The following is a 16,807-nucleotide window of genomic DNA, read 5'->3' on the forward strand; positions in this document are numbered from 1 at the left end:
GGCTACGGCTTCCACACCAGAATTTGCAGGGTAGGGGTTAACGCCACATCAACGCCTTGCGCGCCGGTCAGCTCGCGCTGGTTGCCGGTGAGCGGGTCATACAGCGTGGCGCTCTTGATACTGGGAAACTTCATCTGCGCACCGCTGGCGCTCCAGGCCATCAGCAAGTGCGAGCCGTCCGGACGATTCCAGGCAATGGCGTACAGGTCATTGGGCACCGAAGAGGCGGGCGGCGGATCGGCGGGTTGCAGGCTCGGGCCGGTTACCTTGAGGAAATTCTGCAGCGCGGTGTACACCGGCTTCGGCTCGCCGTTCAGGTCGACCAGGCCGTAGCCGCGATCTCTGGGGCTGGCGCGTTCGTCCAGGTCGCTGAGGTTGAACAGGAAGATACGCTGATAATCCAGTGCGCTCATCAAGGCCAGACGACGCAGGGTGTAGTCGGCCTGGCCGTTGACGCCGATGATGCGCTGCATCTCCACCGGGCCGCTGTAGCTCGACCAGCCCCACTCGGTGGCCCAGACCTGTTTCACGCCCGCGTCATGCAGGCTCTTGTTCATCGCATTGGCGCGCACCAGAAAGTCCCGGTCGGGAATCGAGTCGCCTTCCGGGTATTCGGAATACGGGTGATAGGCGGCGACGATGTCCTTGCTCGCCAGACCCTGATCGACCATCGATTGCAGCATGTAGCCGGTCGAGCCGCGCATCTGCCCGTAATAAGCCACCCCGGCGGTGACGATCGGCTTGCCCGGCAGCGCGCTGCGGATGGCGTCGGCGGTGGTGGTCAGCAGCTTGTAATAGGCGACCGGATCGGCCTGCGGCAGCCAGATGATGTTGGGCTCGTTCCACACCTGCCAATGGCTGACCTGCGGATAGCGCTGAGCCAGTGCCGTCATGCGCTGAGCGAAGATGCTGTTGTCGCGCGGCGGGTATTGATCGGTGTTGCTGGCGCCTTGCGGCGCGGTGCTGTCGAATGCCGCCGAACCCACCAGGTAGGCGACGGTGTCGTAATGATGAGCGCTGGCGGTCTGCATCGCCGCGTCCAGCGCGGCGAGGTTGTACTGTCCCTGCGCTGGTTCCAGGATGGGCCAGTGCAATGTCCAGCGAATCCAGCCCAGACCCAGCGCATCCAGACGCGTCATCTGCTTCTGGTAGGCCTGCGGCTCGAAGTAATGAAACTGCACGTTGACCCCGAGGAAATCCCGCCATGTCACCGACCTCGGTGCCTTGAGCAGCGTTGCCGACCAGGCGGCACTGCTCAGGCCCATCGCGCTGAGTAAAGTCATGGCCAACAGCGTCTTGCCCTTCATCAGCGCACCTCGCATGCATGCTGGAACAGTGAGTGAAAACGTTCGGCGGTCTGACTCCAGACCCTTTGGCGTCCCAGTATCTGTGCCTGTTCGGCCCATGCTTCGGCCTTCTGCGGTTGCTCGCAGAGCCGCGCCAGGGCGTCGGTCAAGGCCTGAACATTGCCTTGCGGATAGATCTCACCGTTGCCGTGGGAGACTTCCTCGGCGAACGAACGGGCATCGGAAGTGATCACGCCGCGGCCGCAGGCGGTCGCCCAGGACAACGCGCCGCTGGTGCCGCGCAACGTGCCGAGAATCTTCAGTTTGCTCGACTCGCGATACGGCAGAACCATCACGTGATGAGCCTGAATCACGTGGGGAATGTCAGACGCCGGCAGGTCAAGATGCCAGTTGATCAAGTCGTTCAGGCCCAGCTCGCGAATGCGCTGACGCAATTGCTCCAGATAACTGCCGGAGGGGCCGAAGGCCATTTCCGGCTCGCTGCCGCCGGCCAGCGTCAGGCGCACGCGGGTGCGCAGTTCAGGTGCGTCGGCGAGCAGGCGGGCCAGCGCATCGAGCAAATCTTCGATGCCTTTGCCGCGGTAAATGAAACCGAAATAGAGCAGCTTCAGCGGTTGCAGGGCGGGCAGGGGCATCGGCGGGATCGGCAGGTTGCCGTGAGCGATCACGGCCATCTGTTCCTGACGCAAGCCCATGCGCTGTTGCAGGCAACGATTGCCCGCCTCGGTCAGTGTCACCAGACGGGTCATCTGGCGCGCCAGTTGCCGTTCCTCGTGCAGGCACAGCGGGTCGGCGAGCACTGTTGCGATCTCCGGCAGGGGCGAGCGCAACGACGCTGCCATCGACAAGGGCCACGGCAGCTTGTGTCGACGCCAGACCAGACGTTCGGGGTCGTGCACCGTTGCCGTCAGCGGCAGTCGTGGAAACCGCTCACGCAGCGCTCGGAGCGCGTGAAACTCGGCCAGACGCCCGCCGCCGATTTCTGCATGCACCAGATCGATGCCTTGCCAGTCGGCGTGGGCCACACGCTGGCGAGCAGCGATCGGATCGTTGCCGATGCCCTCCAAGGGCGTTCGCACACGTACGCCCAGTTCTTCCAGCGCCCGCTTGAGGTGGCCTGCGTAGTCAGCGATGCCATTCTGCTCCGGCGGCAGTGGCGCGAGGAGAGCAATCTGCATATCAGTGAGGGCTCCGCACGCGCGAGAGCCAATTCAGAACCCGCTCGGGAATTTCGAAGCGACGACGGTTGAGGATGATCCCGTCAACCCGCTTGAAGGCGGTGGTCAGCGTGGCCAGGGCGTTCTGCAGTTTTGGCACGGTGGAGGTTTCGGCCTGCACCACCAGCACGATCAGGTCGGCGTCGCGCAGGTGCACGAACGCCTGCTGATTGACGAAGAACGCGGAGGCGTCGATCAGCTGGATTTCGCCCGGCTCGGCGGGCCTGCCGTCACCGACCCGGACCGTGTGGCCGTGGTCCTCGAGCAGCTTGCGCAGATGCTCGACGACAAACGTCACGCCTTCGCCGGAATGCGCCGAGGTCAGACCGATGCTCAGCCCGCGTTCGGCCACCTGTTTGAGCGGCAGCACGCTGTACAACCGATACAGGCTGGCAGTGAACGCGCTGGTGCGATGAGGCTGAACGGTTTCCAGGTCCTGCAGACTGCTCCACAGCGGCACGCCGAACTGCGCCTCGATCTTGTCGCCGTCGTGGATGCGCTGGTCCAGCAGATAGAACATGTACAGCGCCAGCATGCCGACGCCGAGGCTCAGCGGCACCGCCAGCAGCAACATCAGCAGGCTTTTGGGGAAGACCCGGCTCGGATTGAGCGTGGCCTGTTCGATGATCGCGATGTTGCTGATGCGGCTCTTGTCCAGTTCACGGTCGATGCGCGCTTTTTCCAGGCTGTCGGTATAGAGAACGTAGTTTTTGTCCTCGGCGTCCAGCTCGTTCTGCAAGCGCGAAATCTGCGGTTCCAGGGACAGCGCCTGTTGACGATCCTTTTCCAGCTGGGCCAGCTGAGCGTCCAGTTGCTGCAGTTGAATCAGCAGGCGGGTGTAGCTGGCCTGCTGGTCGTTGAGGATGTTCTGCAGTCGGGTGAACAGCGGGTTGGGCGCGATGTTTTCGGTGCGCTGCACGGTCGGGTTCTGGCTGCTCCAGAGCTGTTTCAGGTTCTTGATTTCGTTGTCCAGGGCCTGCACCGGTGGCGCGCTTTCCTTGAATGAACGCAGCAGTTCCTGACGCTCGACTTCTTTGCTGTTGATGCGGTTTTCCAGATCCTGACGACTCGGGTTGAGGGCCATTTCCTTGCCCGAGCTGATGAGCCGCGTCTGCTGGTTGATTTGCTGCTGGATCTTGTCGATCCCGGCCTTGGTCGAGGCAATCGAGCGCGCCGTGTTGTTGCGCTCGGTGCGCAGGTCGTTCAAGCCTTGCGCGGTGTCGGCCAGTCGCTGGTTGATGCTGGTACTGCCCACCTGGTCGAGCAGCGCCTGAATCTGCTGCTTGTGCGACAGAATGTTGGCCTGCGTGTCCTTGACCTCCTGCTCGTAAAACGCATACAGGCTGACCCGGCCGAGGGTGCGGGTGCGCTCGTTCTCGTATTGCTCGACCCAGTTCTTCAGCACGATCTGCGCGACTTCCGGGTCGTTCCAGGTGAACGTCAGCTCCATGACCGAGGAGCCCGGGTCGTGACTGACCTTGAAATTCTTCTCCAGATCCTCGGCCAGACGCTCTTCAGGCGTGCGCTTTTCCACCAGACCGATCAGCTCCAGCGAGCCGCGGATGAACTCGACCACGCCACTGACCGTGGCGCGAATGACGCCTTTGACCGACGCCATGAAACCGGTCGGCTTCGGCGCGTTGGACAGCGCCTCCATATACTGCTGCGCCACCAGCCGGGTGATGGGCCGGCCGGTCAGCATGCGTTCTTCGTCCAGCAGCGGATCGCGCAAGGCACTGGGCATGACGATGGACGGACGGTCGGCATACTCGATCGGCAGGGTGCTTGTGTCGCGGCCTGGCTTGACCAGCAGCAATGCCGTGGATTCATAGCGGTTGGGCAGCAGGAAAGCCCCCAGCACGATGATCGCGAAGGTCGCCACCACGGTAATCTGCACTTCGCGCCGGAAGATGAAAAACAGGCGCAAGAGATCGCGGAATGAGCGGATGCTTATCATGTCGGTAGTCCCTTCCGATTAATTGTTGTCGCGCAAGTTGTAATTCACGCCGAAGCCCAGCGATTTGGAGAACGGAATCAGCTGGTTGAAGTACAGATTCACGCCGTCGATCTTGTTGCCGACCGTAGATTTGGGAACGAACACGACGTCACCACGCTGTAGCAGCACGGGCGCCCGAGGCCCGCCACTGCCGGCATACAGCAACTTGCTGTAATCGAAGAAATAGGTTTTGTAGAGGCCATCGTCGCCCTGACGCAACAGCGCCACCAGGCGTGCGTCGGCGTCCGGGTTGATGCCGCCGGCACCGACCAGCGCTTGTTCGAGATTGGTGACCACGGCCACCGACAGGTTGCTCGGATTGCGCACCGCGCCGCCGACGAAGACTGTGTTGCTGGGCGCCTGGCTGATGTTGATGGTCAGCGCGGTTTCCCGGTACACCGGCGCCAGCTTGTCTTCCAGCACTTGGGTCAGTTGCGGAACGGTCAGGCCGGCCGCTTTGACCGAGCCAATGTAGGGGTAGGAAAAGGTCCCGTCGTTGAGCACCGGGAAGAGGGTCAATTCGTAGATCGAGTTGGCCGTGAACGCGGAAATCGACGGCGCTTCGCCTGTGTTGCGCACAATCCGCAGCGTGTCGCCTGCATGAATGCGTTCCGGTGGCAGCGGTTTGCCTGCCAGCGCCAGCCCTGCGTCCTGTGCCGCCTTGATTTCAGGCGAGTCGGGCAAGCCGATCCGTGCGGGCGTATTGCACGCGCACAACAGCAAGACGCTGGCCAGCAGCAGCGTGTTTTTCATTGGTCCGGAACTCCTGTCATGCATGAATACGGCTCCCTTGCGGGTAAAACAATCATGTCGGCGATACTGCCAAGTCCAATGTTAACGGTGTAACGGTGCAGAGTCTGGTCTTCGTGGCCCCGCCGTCTGTGAAGGGGCAGGGCGAATCAGCCGCTGCGCGCGGCCGTTTTCAGGGGCCGGTCAGTTGTCAGACCTTGGCAGCGGGTACTCGGCCATAAACATCAGTGAAGCGCACGATGTCGTCTTCGCCAAGGTACTCGCCGCTTTGAACCTCGATCATCACCAGATCGATCACCCCTGGATTGACCAGACGGTGCGTGTGCCCCGGCTTGATGAACGTCGACTCGTTGGTGTCCAGCATGAATTCGCGCTCGCCGTTGGTGACCCGAGCCATGCCACTGACCACGATCCAGTGTTCGCTGCGGTGGTGATGCATTTGCAGCGACAGCGACGCCTGCGGCTTGACCACGATGCGCTTGATCTTGAAGCGCTTGCCTTCTTCCAGAACGGTGTACGTGCCCCAGGGGCGCGTCACCGTGTTGTGCAACAGGTACGCCGGATGACCCTGGCGCTTGAGCTCCTGAGCGATCACTTTGACTTCCTGACTGCGTTCGGCGTCGGCGATCAGCAGCGCGTCCGGCGTGTCGATGATGATCAGGTTGTCCAGCCCGACGGCGCCCACCAGACGCTTCTTGGAATCGATGTAGCAGTTGGTCACGTCGTGCAGCACGACTTGGCCGTTGTACTGGTTGCCGTTGGCATCGGCTGGCGCCAGTTCGCGAATCGCCTGCCACGAGCCAATGTCGCTCCAGCCCAGTTCGCACGGCACCACGGCGACCTTCTGCGAGCGCTCCATCAGGGCGTAGTCGATGGAAATATCCGGCGCCTTGGCGAACGTCTCGCTGTCCAGTTCCAGTTGCAGCTCGTTGCTGCCTTCTTTGCTGCTGCACTGGGCCAGGCAGGTCCGCACTGCGGCGAGCACGTCCGGCGCATGGGTTTCCAGCTCACGCAGCAAAACGTCGACGCGCATGCAGAACATGCCGGCGTTCCACAAATGCAGGCCGCCGTCGATGTATTCCTGCGCAGTCGATGCGTCGGGTTTCTCGACGAAGCGCGCTACCTGATAGGCCTTGTCGCTGAGCGCCTGACCTTTTTCGATGTAACCGAAACCGGTTTCCGCGCGCGTCGGGATCAGACCGAATGTCACCAACCAGCCTTCATCGGCCAGCTTCTGCGCATCTTTAACGGCTTTGCCGAAAGCGGCCACGTCGTTGATCAGATGATCGGCCGGCAGAATCAGCAACTGCGCGTCATCACCCTGGCGAGCCTGGACGTGCAGCGCCGCTGCGGCAATGGCCGGGGCGGTGTTACGGCCGAACGGTTCCAGCAGGAAATCCAGCTGGATCTTGTTCTTGTTCAGCAGCCGGTAATCGTCGACGGTGCGGAAATACACTTCCCGATTGGTCACCGTCAGCAGGTTGTGAACGCCGTCCAGCGTGCTGGCGCGATTGAAAGTCTTCTGCAGCAGACTTTCGCCATCGGGCAGACGCATGAAAGGTTTAGGCATGGCTTCGCGCGATACCGGCCAGAGCCGGGTGCCGGCGCCGCCAGCGATGATGCAGGGAATAAGGGTGCCCATCAGTAAGCCTCGCGGGAGAAAAGCACTGCAGGAACAGTGCGCAAAAGGATGTATAGATCGAACCAGACGGACCAGTTTTCGATGTATTCAAGATCGAACTCGACGCGCTTTTCGATCTTCTCCACAGTGTCTGTCTCACCACGATAGCCGTTGATCTGGGCAAGGCCGGTAATGCCTGGCTTGACCCGATGACGCGAGGTGTACTCCTTGACAGCTTGTTCGAACAAAATGCCGGCGGCCTTGGTGGCCGTGGCATGTGGGCGCGGCCCCACCATGGACATGCTGCCCGCGAACACGTTGAACAGTTGCGGCAACTCATCCAGGCTGGTCTTGCGGATGAATCGCCCGACCCGGGTGACCCTGACATCGTTCTTGACGGTCTGTTTCTCGGCAGTCGCATCGGCCTGGTGGGTGTGCATCGAGCGGAACTTGCAGACCGTGATCAAGCGGTTGTTGTAGCCGTAGCGTTTCTGCCAGAACAGCACCGGCCCGCGTGAATCGAGTTTGATGGCAAGGGCGATCAGCGCCATGAACGGCGACAGCAACACGATCGCAAGCGTCGACAGCACCATGTCTTCAATGCGTTTGAACAGCGGCGACCAGCCCCGCAACGGCACGTCCGATGCGTTGAACATCGGCAGGCTGGCGACTTCGGTGATGCGGTTATGGGCATGCCTGAACGCAACCATGTCGGGCACCAGCAGCACGTTGACCGGCAGGCGTCGCAGCTCGCGGATGATGTAATCCATGCGGTTCTCGGCGGTCCAGGGCAAGGCGACCAGCACCTGAGTGACCTTCTCCTCGCGAATCAGGGTTTCCAGATCGCGGGTGTTGCCCAGCATCGGCAGGTTGGCCACGGTCTTGGGCAGGCGACCGATGCGATCATCGATGAAACCCCACACGCCGGAACGGATGTCCTGATTCTCCAGCAGGTACTCGGCCAGGCGCTGGCCGTTCTCGGTGGCGCCAAGAATCACGGCGTTCTGCAGGAAGAACCCGCGGGCCATCAGGCGTTTGAAAATCAGCAGCAGCAAGAGCCGTTCGGCGCAGAACATCGCCAGACTGACGACGAACCAGACCATCAGTTGTTCCTGGCTGATGTAGTCGAACAGGTCCAGCGCCTTGTGCATGAACAGCAAGACGCAAAAAGCCGACGACCACACGAACAGGATCATCTTGAAGCGTGTACGGTTGCTGAAGATCGATTCGGAATACACCCCGAGTGCCTGAAACATCAGGACGCAGACGATGCCGAAAAAGATCTGCACCATCAAATAGCTTTCGGGGGCGGCGGAGGCGTCAGCCTGCCAATACGCGAGGATCAGGATGCCTGGAAGAATGGACGTCAGACCGTGAACCAGCCGTACAGCGAACAGAAAATATTCAACCAGACTGGTGCGGGTGAGCAACAGACTGTCAACCGGGTGCAGCCGCATAAAACGTCCTCACATCTTCGTTCCATGAATCCATGACGGGCCTACCCGATTGGCAATCGCACTCGGAAAAGTCAATATAATGACTCTTTTGCGGACTGCGGCGAAATAAGCCAATTAATTGTCGATTAAGCACTCTATCCCACTGTATTTCAATCCCACAAACGAGGAAAAATCCTATTTTTTCCCGATCATTGTAGGACTACTCCCAAACGCAGTTAAGAGATTCCCTCAAATGAGTGCCATCATTAGTAAAGCCGATGAAACTGGCGATGTCATCGGGCCGGATTCAAAAAGGCAGATCGAGCCGCTGTAAACAGTCCGCAGGCCACGCGGTCTACCACGGAGGCATCCCGTGGCTGCGGGGTTTTGGTCGGATTCTCGTCATCGGTAAAAAAAAATAATGATCGGGGCTTTTTCTGTACTGCCTGAGGTCAACATCTCACGCAAACGAATCGCACGATGATAAGGAAGGACATATGACGGAGCGCAGGGCTTTATTGATTCTTCACGGCAAACAGGCGCTCAACGAAGACGTGCGCAACGCCGTGGAGCGCAAGCGCAAACATGGCTGGACGCTGGACGTGCGGCTCACCTGGGAAGGGGGCGACGCGCAGCGGCTGGTCAAGGAGGCGCTGGCAGCGGGCCATCGGCAGATCATCGCAGGCGGGGGTGACGGCACTTTGCGTGACGTCGCCGAAGCGCTTGCGCTGGCGGAGTCGGATGCCAGCCTGGTCATCTTGCCGCTGGGAACCGCCAATGATTTCGCGCGTTCGGCCGGTGTCCCGCTGGAGGTCGAGCGCGCGCTCGACCTGCTGGACGTCCCGGCACGTACCGTCGATATGGGCGCGGTCGATGGCAACCTGTTCCTCAACATGGCCACCGGCGGCTTCGGCAGTCAGGTCACGGCGAACACCTCCGAAGACCTCAAGAAAGTGCTGGGCGGTGCGGCGTATCTGTTCACCGGTCTGACGCGTTTCAGCGAGTTGAAAGCCGCATACGGCGAGTTGAGCGGCCCGGACTTCCATTGGCAGGGCGATCTGCTGGCGCTGGGCATCGGCAATGGTCGACAGGCCGGAGGCGGGCATCCGCTGTGCCCGAACGCGCTGGCCGACGACGGGCTGCTGGACATCAGCATCCTGCCGGCGCCGCAGGAAATCGTCGGCACGCTCAAGAGTCTGCTCGAAGGAGGACTGGGCATCGACAATCTGTTCATTCGCGCCCGCCTGCCTTGGGTCGAACTCAAGTCGTCGCAGGGACTGGACATCAATCTGGACGGCGAACCCCTCAGCGGCGAGCAACTGCGTTTCGAAGCCCGACCCGGTGCGCTGCGCATCCATTTACCCGCGCATTCGCCGCTGCTTGGGCAGGCAAAGCGCCTGGGTTGATGCAAGACGCCCCACCGGCTGTGACACAGGTCGGTCCGGGGGCGCCGCAGTCAGTGGCGTGCGTTTCGCTCGCGGCGCGTGATCGGGTTCAATCGTCCAGACTGATGATCTGCTCACGCACGCAGAACAGCACCAGACCCGCCACGTCATAGATCTGCAGGCGTTTCATGATCTGCGAGCGGTGGGTTTCGACGGTCTTCACGCTCAAGGTCAGGCCGTTGGCGATCTCCCGGGTGGACTTGCCTCGCACGATCAGGCGCAAGATTTCCAGCTGGCGAGCTGTGAGGTTGTGGTTCTCGACCGCTTCGACCTTGCTCGATTGCGCGCTGACCAGCGCCTGGTTGATCACCGTGTGCGCGATGGCCGGGCTCAGGTAGCGCTCGTCGTTGCGCAATGCCTCCAGCGCCTGCTCGATCTCCGTCGCGGTCGCGTCCTTGAGCAGGTAGCCGTGTGCGCCGCCTTCCAGCGCCCGCATGATCATCTGCGGCTCGGTGTGCATCGACAGGATCAGCACCTTGCTGTCGGGCAGGGCGTGATGCAACCGCTCGAGTGCATCCAGACCGTTGCTGTCCTTCATGGAAATGTCGAGCAGAATGATGTCCGGCTTCAGCGCCAGGGTCATTTCCAGCAGCTGATTGCCGTCGCAGGCTTCGCCGATGACCTGGTAGCCGGGGATGTCCGAAACCAGCGCACGAATGCCGGCACGGATCAGGGCGTGGTCATCGACAAGAAGAAGATTGCAGATCATGGGTGCTTACTTATGTCAGCGCGTCCGCGGGCTCGCGGGGCCCAGGGGAACAGCGCGTGAATGTGAGTGCCTTTGCCGGGAGCGCTGTCGACGGTCAGCTCGCCGCCCAGCAGGCTGGCGCGCTCGGCCATGCCCGCCATGCCGCGCTGACCTTGCTGAGCAGGATCCTGAGCAGGCGAAAAACCTGCGCCGTCGTCGGAAATGCTCAGGGCCAGGCCTTCCGGCTGGCGCTGCAGGCGAACGAGCAGGTTCTTTGCCTGCGCGTGGCGGAGCATGTTGGTCACCGCTTCCTGAGTGATGCGAAAGGCCGCCACGGCCATTTCCTCGGGGATGCCCGCCAGCCGCTGATGGCATTCCAGGCTCCACAGCACCTGCGTATCGGCGAGCGTGCGCAACAGGTGCGCGCGCAGGCTGGCCTCCAGTCCCAGGCTGGTCAGCTGACGGGGATTGAGGATCGCCGAAACGTCGCGGACCTTCGCCAGGGTTTCGTCCAGGATGCTGTTGAGCATGTCGCAGTGGGGCTGAAGCTCTTGCGGCGCGCGGCGTTGCAGCCAGTCGCTTTGCAATTTGGCGGCAGTCAGCATCTGCCCGATGTCGTCATGCAGTTCGCGACTCAGGCGATGACGCTCGGTCTCCTGCACCTGCAACATGTGGTCGGCCAGTTCCTGGGGCTGGAACTGGATGGTCTGATCCGGTCGTGTCATGGCGTAGCAGATGCTCAGGAATGCGGCGACGTTGAGCACCGTCAATAGCAGGGGCAGGCCGCCATTGAACAGATATACGAGGGTATTACCGACGGTCGTCGCCAGGCATAAAAGTGCGGCCCATCGAAACGCGCTGTTCGAGTTCATGCGCTGGAACTTGAAGAGGTTGCTGCTGCCATGCATAGCGGATGAAGCCATCGGATAGTTATAGCGGATACCTGAACAGTCATTGTCAGGTCACTTAAGGTGGTCGAGCGAGGGACGCGAGTCCGCCCACTTGTTACATGTGTCCAAAATCCCGAGATCGGTTTTCAACCAGATTAATGTTGTCGCAAACTTCCGCGCGTGTATCCGCGGTCGGCAATCTTACCTTAAATAACGCGTCGATTAAGCGTTAAGTGTGAATAAGATCAAGGAGATATTTGTCTGGTCAGTCAGGATTTATAACTGGAACGATAGTGCCACAAGTTTGCCGTCGATCTGTTGCAGACTTGTTATCGCCATACTTGCTCGAGGCGAACTTCAGTTTGCCGTGGGCAAGTTGGCAGGCGTCTGAAAGTCGCGGGAATGCCGCGCGAGCGTGCGGTGGTTTGCTTGCGTTGAACAGGCGCCGTGCCGGCGCATGTGCGCTCTGGCCTGAGGCTTCACACGATGCAGGGCAATGCCGGCCGTTGCGTCAGAGTGTGGTGGAGCGGTCCAGGCGTTCGCTCAGGGCGGGTTCTGTAGGCGTGACGGTCATCGGCGCTGACCACTCGACGGTGATCGAATGCCCGCTGTCGAGTTTGCCGATGCCGCAGTTGCAGCCGAACTGCTCGAGCAGGTCGCGTTGTTCGCCATCGTCCAGCGGCAGGGAGCCGTCAAGTGGATCGATGAGTTCGATTTGCCAGGACATCAGCGAGATGCACTGGCGCAGCGACAGCAGCGCCTTAGGCTGAAGGCGTCCGGCGGCGCTGGCGAAATACAGCAAATAGCGCAGTTGTCGGGCGAAGCCGGCGACCGACTCGACGGCCGCGGTGTCTGCCTTGCCGGCGAGTTGCTGCAGCGTGGTGAGCAGGCATTCGATGGCGTCCCGGTCGTCGCTGATCAGTTCCAGATGACTGAGGCACTCGTCTGCGCGGCACATGAGGATTTGCGTTTCGCTGAGAAAATCACCGTGCAGCTGATGCCATTCATTGCCGTTCAGCATGTGAGATCACTCTTGATGGATTGCGATATCAGATCGCGTGGGGCGAGTGGCCCAAAGTTAATGTTGAAGGCATCGGGAAGTCTGTAGGGCATTTCTGATTGTTGGCGAAAGCGAACAGCCGAGCGAGCGCTCGATAGGAGGAGTGCAGCAGTGCCCCGCGCGATGGTCTGGGCGATCCGGTCCGTCTTCGATGCGGTTACGGGGGATTCGGGAGATTGCGCGAACACGACCACGTACCTGACTCCATTCATTCAATGAGAATGGCGTCACAATAATGGCTAATAGAAACCGGGAATATCAGGTTTGCCCTGATTGTGGTTAGGGATTACCCCTAGGGGAATGGATGAGTCCGGCGCAGCGCATCGGCAAAAAGCCATCACGACGCCGATATTCGGGCTTTCCGGATGCCAGCCAGTAAAGCATGATGTTAATGTGATATCAATGATGCTGAGCGGCATTATATCGACATTAAGGTCTGCACCGTCGCTGCCGATAACAGGTAGGCGGACTTACTTGAACCCTTGCTCCAGGAGCAACAGATGGCTGGCATTCTCGACACGGTAGACCAACGTACACAGCTGGTGGGTGAGAACCGCCTGGAAATCCTCATGTTTCGCCTGGCCGGCCGGCAACTGTTCGCGATCAACGTGTTCAAGGTTCAGGAAGTCCTGCAGCTGCCCAAGCTGACCCTGATGCCGCAACGTCATCCGTTCGTGTGTGGCGTGGTCAACCTGCGTGGCCAGACCCTGCCGGTCATCGATCTGTCTCAGGCCATCGGCATGCGCCCGCTGGTGCCGGGCGCGTCGAGCACGATCATCGTGACCGAATACAACCGCTCCGTTCAGGCGTTTCTGGTCGGCGGCGTTGACCGTATCGTCAACATGAACTGGGAAGCGATCCTGCCACCACCGACCAGCGCCGGCCGCCAGCATTACCTGACCGCCATCAGCAAGGTCGACGATCAATTGGTGGAAATCATCGACGTGGAGAAGGTCCTCGCCGAAATCGTGCCTTACAGCGCCAAGGTTTCCCGCGACAAGCTCGATGATCCGGTGCTGGCGCGTGCCCGTGGCCGTGAAGTGCTGCTGGTGGACGACTCCAACGTGGCGCTTTCGCAGCTGCGTGACACCCTCGGCCAGCTCGGCGTGAAGATGCACGTGGCCAGTGATGGCCTCAAAGCGCTGAACATGCTCAAAGGCTGGGCGGACACCGGCGAGGTCATGACCGACAAATTGCTGATGGTCTTCACGGACGCCGAAATGCCCGAGATGGACGGCTACCGCCTGACCACCGAGATTCGCCACGACCCGCGTTTGCGCGGGCTGTACGTGGTGCTGCACACGTCGCTGTCGGGCAGCTTCAACGAATCGATGGTCAAGAAGGTCGGCTGCGACAACTTCCTCTCCAAATTCCAGCCCGACAAACTGGTCGATGTCGTGCGCGAGCGCCTGATGCTCGACAACTGACGTTCCAGCCCGGTCTGACAGGTTTGAGCCCCTTGCTGTATGGAGGGGCTTTTTTGTATCTGTACCGCGTCGAATCCGGCGCGCTCGTATAAAGTGTGGCGTTTTCACACTGTCATAAAGGACGCGTACATGCTTCATCTCAGCGCGCTGTATCGGTATCCCCTCAAATCCTGCAAGGCGGACTCGCTTCAGCAGGCCAGCTTCGACGAGTTGGGCATGACCGGGGATCGACGCTGGATGCTGGTGGATGAAAGCAGCGGTCGGTTCCTGACCCAGCGCGCCTTGCCGCACATGTCACAACTGTCGGTGCTGTGGCATGCCGACGACGGCGTGACCCTTTCGGCGCCCGGGCATGAGCCTGTGCAAATCGCAGTGCCACTGAACGTTGAAGACAACCTGCGCGGGGTGACGGTCTGGCGCGACACGTTGCGCGTGCCGGACGCTGGCGATGAGGCGGCGCGTTGGGTCAGCGCGTTCATCGGCAAGCCAACCCGGATGGTCCATGTGCCCAAGGAGCGGGCCCGCTTCATGCCATCCGGCTACGGCACGGTGGATGACCGGGTGGGTTTCGCCGACGGTTTTCCACTGCTGCTCATTGGCCAGTCTTCGCTGGACGATCTGTCGCAGAAAATCGGTCGTCCTCAGGAGATGCTGCGTTTCCGGCCCAATCTGGTCGTCGAAGGCGCGCCTGCATTTGCCGAGGACGGCTGGAAACGCATCCGCATCGGCGACCTCGAGTTCCGGCTGCTGAAGGCCTGTTCGCGCTGCATCCTCACCACCATCGATCCGGCGACCGGCCAGCGCAGTGAAGACCGCGAGCCGCTGAGCACGTTGAAAACCTATCGTGAACGGGAAGGCGAGGTGTGGTTCGGCCAGAACATGGTCAACGACGGTCCGGGCGTCATTGAGGTCGGGATGCCGATTGAAGTGCTCGAGTGAAATGAGCGGCGCTGAGCGGAAGGTCGGCGTCGCGGCCGCGCTGAAGAGAGCTCAACAGCGCGGCCGGATGGGTTACAGGTCGTCGAAAAACCGTTCGTGCCAATCCACCAGCGGCTGCGGGGCGTTGAGTTTCTGGCCGTAGATCACCGCATAAGACAGCACGTTCTGGACGTACTGGCGGGTTTCATCGAACGGAATGCTCTCGACCCACACATCGAACGCCAGGTGGTTTGCGCCGCGCAGCCACTGCCGCACGCGGCCTGGACCGGCGTTGTAGGCGGCGGACGCGAGCACGCGGTTGCCATTGAACTGCGCGTGGACCTGACTCAGATACGCCGCACCCAGCTGAATGTTCTTGTCCGGATCCAGCACCTGAGCGGGGGAGGCGAGCGGGATGCTGAACTTGCGTGCGGTCTCCTTCGCGGTCGCCGGCATCAACTGCATCAACCCGCTGGCGCCGACACCGGAGCGTGCGTCGTCCATGAAAGCGCTTTCCTGACGCGTGATCGCGAACACCCAGCTGGAATGCAGCCCGCGGATCTGTGCCTCGCGCACCAGTGTGTCGCGGTGAGCCATCGGGAAGCGGATGTCCAGATCGTCCCAGTACTGCGCCTGGCTGATGGTCCGGATCGCCGGGAAGTACCAGCGCATGTCGTACGCCAGCTTCGCCTGGGCGACCATCTCGTCGCGGGTGAAGCGGCGGGTCACGTGATACCACTCGCGGCGTCCGTTGACCACCTCGCCACGCTCGTAGAACTCCAGCGCACGCTGCACACCCGGTGTGTTGCGCACCTTGTTCATCGTCGCCTGGCTCAGCGGCAGCGGCTTGTTGTTCAGCATGTACGGCGTCTGGATGCGGTCGGCGGCGAGGAAGCCGTAGAAGTCCCGTTCCTTGGAAACGGTCCGGTACAGGTTGGCCAGCAGTGGGCTGTTGGGTTGCGCCAACTCCAGCGAACGCGCCTGCCAGTAACGCCAGCGGTTGGTCGTCGCCAGCGTCTGCGGCAGACGGCGGGTCAGTTCGTAGGCGTCGTTCCAGCGGCCCAGACGCAGCAGCAGGCGCAGGCGCCACTCGGTCACGGTGTCGTCGCGCAGGTCCGGATCGTAACGGGTCATCACTTCCAGCGCACGGCCGTCATAGCTGCGAGCCAGCGTCAGGCCGATTTCCTTGGCGATCTGGACTTGCTCCTCGTGGGAGAAATGCAGCATCGGCGAATAACTGTCCAGAAGCTCCATCGCCCGTTGCGGGTCCTGTTTGGCGAGGCGCCGCAAGCCCAGTCCGACGACATCGGACATGGCCTCGTCCGCGGGCATGAACTGCCCTTGGTTGCTGACCATTTCCGGCTTCTGCGCAACGGCGATGAGCAGACGACCTTGCGCCGCGAGGGTGGTCATGCTGTTGACCAGCTGATTGGCCAGCGCATAGTTGCGCGCCTGAGCCGCCAGCTTGGCGCGCTGCCAGCGTTTCTGTTCGGTCAACTGGCCTTCGACCGCCCACTGCGTGAAAAACGCATCGCAGGCCGGAGGCAAGGTCTTGCCGGTCATCCAGGTTTTTTCGGCGTTCGCGTAGCCTTCCGAGCGCAGGTTATGGCTCAGCTGATACTGGCCATACAGGCAGTCGAGCTCGACGAAATTGAGCTTGGGGTCGTAATACTGGACGAACGGCTGCCAGTCGCCTCGTGATGCCAGCAGGCGCAACCAGCGCAGCTTCATGAAATTGGCTTGAGGCAGATCGCCATGTTCGGCGAGGAATTTCTCGACTTCCTGATCGCTCGCGCTGTTCAGGCGAGCGGTGAGTTCGTCGTACGCCAGGTAAGGTTCGAGCGGGTAATCGGCCAGCGCACTGGCGTAGGTGCGATACGGCCCGGCGTCGCCCTTGGCCAGCGCGCGTTTGGCCTGATCGTAATATTGACGTTGGGTGGTGATATCGACCGCTTGGACGGACTGGGCAGCGGTGGCCGACAGAAGCAGGCAGGACAAAAGGCTGAACAAACGACTGCGCATGAGACTTCCGTGCAGATGAACCGTGAAAAG

General features: G+C 61.1%; 13 protein-coding genes. 3 read left to right on the forward strand and 10 right to left on the reverse strand.

Translation table 11 applies throughout. From position 1 onward, the window contains the following. Positions 1–2: 2 nt before the first annotated feature. The 6 genes from QRN36_RS06850 to QRN36_RS06875 form a co-directional block, all read right to left on the reverse strand. Positions 3–1,307, reverse strand: a complete 1,305-nt coding sequence (locus QRN36_RS06850; protein WP_285423355.1) for a cellulase family glycosylhydrolase — start codon at positions 1,305–1,307, stop codon at positions 3–5. Continuing rightward, positions 1,307–2,485 carry a glycosyltransferase gene (locus QRN36_RS06855; protein WP_285423356.1) on the reverse strand — a complete coding sequence of 393 codons (1,179 nt, stop codon included), beginning with the start codon at positions 2,483–2,485 and terminating at the stop codon, positions 1,307–1,309. Before QRN36_RS06855 ends, QRN36_RS06850 begins: the two co-directional genes overlap by 1 nt. Before the next feature lies 1 nt (position 2,486). Beyond that, complete coding sequence (locus QRN36_RS06860) at positions 2,487–4,481, reverse strand: GumC family protein (protein WP_285423357.1); 1,995 nt, start codon at positions 4,479–4,481, stop codon at positions 2,487–2,489. A gap of 18 nt (positions 4,482–4,499) precedes the next feature. Continuing rightward, positions 4,500–5,273, reverse strand: coding sequence for a polysaccharide biosynthesis/export family protein (locus QRN36_RS06865; protein WP_093467550.1), 774 nt, complete (start codon positions 5,271–5,273; stop codon positions 4,500–4,502). 187 nt (positions 5,274–5,460) lie between these two features. After that, positions 5,461–6,912 (reverse strand): mannose-1-phosphate guanylyltransferase/mannose-6-phosphate isomerase, encoded by a 1,452-nt coding sequence (locus QRN36_RS06870; protein ID WP_285423358.1) that lies wholly within the window; start codon positions 6,910–6,912, stop codon positions 5,461–5,463. Next, positions 6,912–8,348 (reverse strand): undecaprenyl-phosphate glucose phosphotransferase, encoded by a 1,437-nt coding sequence (locus tag QRN36_RS06875; protein ID WP_285423359.1) that lies wholly within the window; start codon positions 8,346–8,348, stop codon positions 6,912–6,914. Before QRN36_RS06875 ends, QRN36_RS06870 begins: the two co-directional genes overlap by 1 nt. A 476-nt stretch (positions 8,349–8,824) precedes the next feature. On the opposite strand from QRN36_RS06875, the gene yegS reads away from it, so the two are divergent. Further along, positions 8,825–9,733 (forward strand): lipid kinase YegS, encoded by a 909-nt coding sequence (gene yegS, locus QRN36_RS06880; RefSeq protein WP_285423360.1) that lies wholly within the window; start codon positions 8,825–8,827, stop codon positions 9,731–9,733. A gap of 88 nt (positions 9,734–9,821) precedes the next feature. Here the strand turns inward: yegS and QRN36_RS06885 are convergent, their stop codons facing one another. From QRN36_RS06885 to QRN36_RS06895, 3 genes are all read right to left on the reverse strand, one after another. Then, entirely contained in the window at positions 9,822–10,481 is a 660-nt protein-coding gene (locus tag QRN36_RS06885) for a response regulator transcription factor (RefSeq protein WP_285423361.1), read from the reverse strand. Beyond that, positions 10,478–11,368 (reverse strand): sensor histidine kinase, encoded by an 891-nt coding sequence (locus QRN36_RS06890; RefSeq protein WP_373568712.1) that lies wholly within the window; start codon positions 11,366–11,368, stop codon positions 10,478–10,480. Before QRN36_RS06890 ends, QRN36_RS06885 begins: the two co-directional genes overlap by 4 nt. Before the next feature lie 493 nt (positions 11,369–11,861). After that, a complete protein-coding gene (locus QRN36_RS06895) occupies positions 11,862–12,371 on the reverse strand; it encodes a hypothetical protein (RefSeq protein ID WP_285423363.1) in 510 nt (169 codons plus the stop codon). 539 nt (positions 12,372–12,910) lie between these two features. On the opposite strand from QRN36_RS06895, the gene QRN36_RS06900 reads away from it, so the two are divergent. Together QRN36_RS06900 and QRN36_RS06905 are read left to right on the forward strand one after the other, a co-directional pair. Further along, entirely contained in the window at positions 12,911–13,837 is a 927-nt protein-coding gene (locus tag QRN36_RS06900) for a chemotaxis protein CheV (protein WP_093467569.1), read from the forward strand. Positions 13,838–13,966: 129 nt separating this feature from the next. Next, positions 13,967–14,776 carry an MOSC domain-containing protein gene (locus QRN36_RS06905; protein WP_285423364.1) on the forward strand — a complete coding sequence of 270 codons (810 nt, stop codon included), beginning with the start codon at positions 13,967–13,969 and terminating at the stop codon, positions 14,774–14,776. A gap of 72 nt (positions 14,777–14,848) precedes the next feature. Here the strand turns inward: QRN36_RS06905 and QRN36_RS06910 are convergent, their stop codons facing one another. Next, positions 14,849–16,777 carry a transglycosylase SLT domain-containing protein gene (locus QRN36_RS06910; RefSeq protein ID WP_285423365.1) on the reverse strand — a complete coding sequence of 643 codons (1,929 nt, stop codon included), beginning with the start codon at positions 16,775–16,777 and terminating at the stop codon, positions 14,849–14,851. Positions 16,778–16,807 lie beyond the last annotated feature (30 nt).

Source organism: Pseudomonas sp. efr-133-TYG-103a (assembly GCF_030209235.1).
Taxonomy (GTDB): domain Bacteria; phylum Pseudomonadota; class Gammaproteobacteria; order Pseudomonadales; family Pseudomonadaceae; genus Aquipseudomonas.

Excerpts from the sequence above, each read along its gene's own strand:
- QRN36_RS06865 (WP_093467550.1), bottom strand. The coding sequence starts at position 5,273 with ATGAAAAACACGCTGCTGCTGGCCAGCGTCTTGCTGTTGTGCGCGTGC.
- QRN36_RS06910 (WP_285423365.1), bottom strand. The coding sequence starts at position 16,777 with ATGCGCAGTCGTTTGTTCAGCCTTTTGTCCTGCCTGCTTCTGTCGGCC.
- QRN36_RS06890 (WP_373568712.1), bottom strand. The coding sequence starts at position 11,368 with ATGCATGGCAGCAGCAACCTCTTCAAGTTCCAGCGCATGAACTCGAAC.
- QRN36_RS06885 (WP_285423361.1), bottom strand. The coding sequence starts at position 10,481 with ATGATCTGCAATCTTCTTCTTGTCGATGACCACGCCCTGATCCGTGCC.
- QRN36_RS06900 (WP_093467569.1), top strand. The coding sequence starts at position 12,911 with ATGGCTGGCATTCTCGACACGGTAGACCAACGTACACAGCTGGTGGGT.
- QRN36_RS06860 (WP_285423357.1), bottom strand. The coding sequence starts at position 4,481 with ATGATAAGCATCCGCTCATTCCGCGATCTCTTGCGCCTGTTTTTCATC.
- QRN36_RS06855 (WP_285423356.1), bottom strand. The coding sequence starts at position 2,485 with ATGCAGATTGCTCTCCTCGCGCCACTGCCGCCGGAGCAGAATGGCATC.
- QRN36_RS06875 (WP_285423359.1), bottom strand. The coding sequence starts at position 8,348 with ATGCGGCTGCACCCGGTTGACAGTCTGTTGCTCACCCGCACCAGTCTG.
- QRN36_RS06905 (WP_285423364.1), top strand. The coding sequence starts at position 13,967 with ATGCTTCATCTCAGCGCGCTGTATCGGTATCCCCTCAAATCCTGCAAG.
- QRN36_RS06850 (WP_285423355.1), bottom strand. The coding sequence starts at position 1,307 with ATGAAGGGCAAGACGCTGTTGGCCATGACTTTACTCAGCGCGATGGGC.
- QRN36_RS06895 (WP_285423363.1), bottom strand. The coding sequence starts at position 12,371 with ATGCTGAACGGCAATGAATGGCATCAGCTGCACGGTGATTTTCTCAGC.
- QRN36_RS06870 (WP_285423358.1), bottom strand. The coding sequence starts at position 6,912 with ATGGGCACCCTTATTCCCTGCATCATCGCTGGCGGCGCCGGCACCCGG.
- yegS (WP_285423360.1), top strand. The coding sequence starts at position 8,825 with ATGACGGAGCGCAGGGCTTTATTGATTCTTCACGGCAAACAGGCGCTC.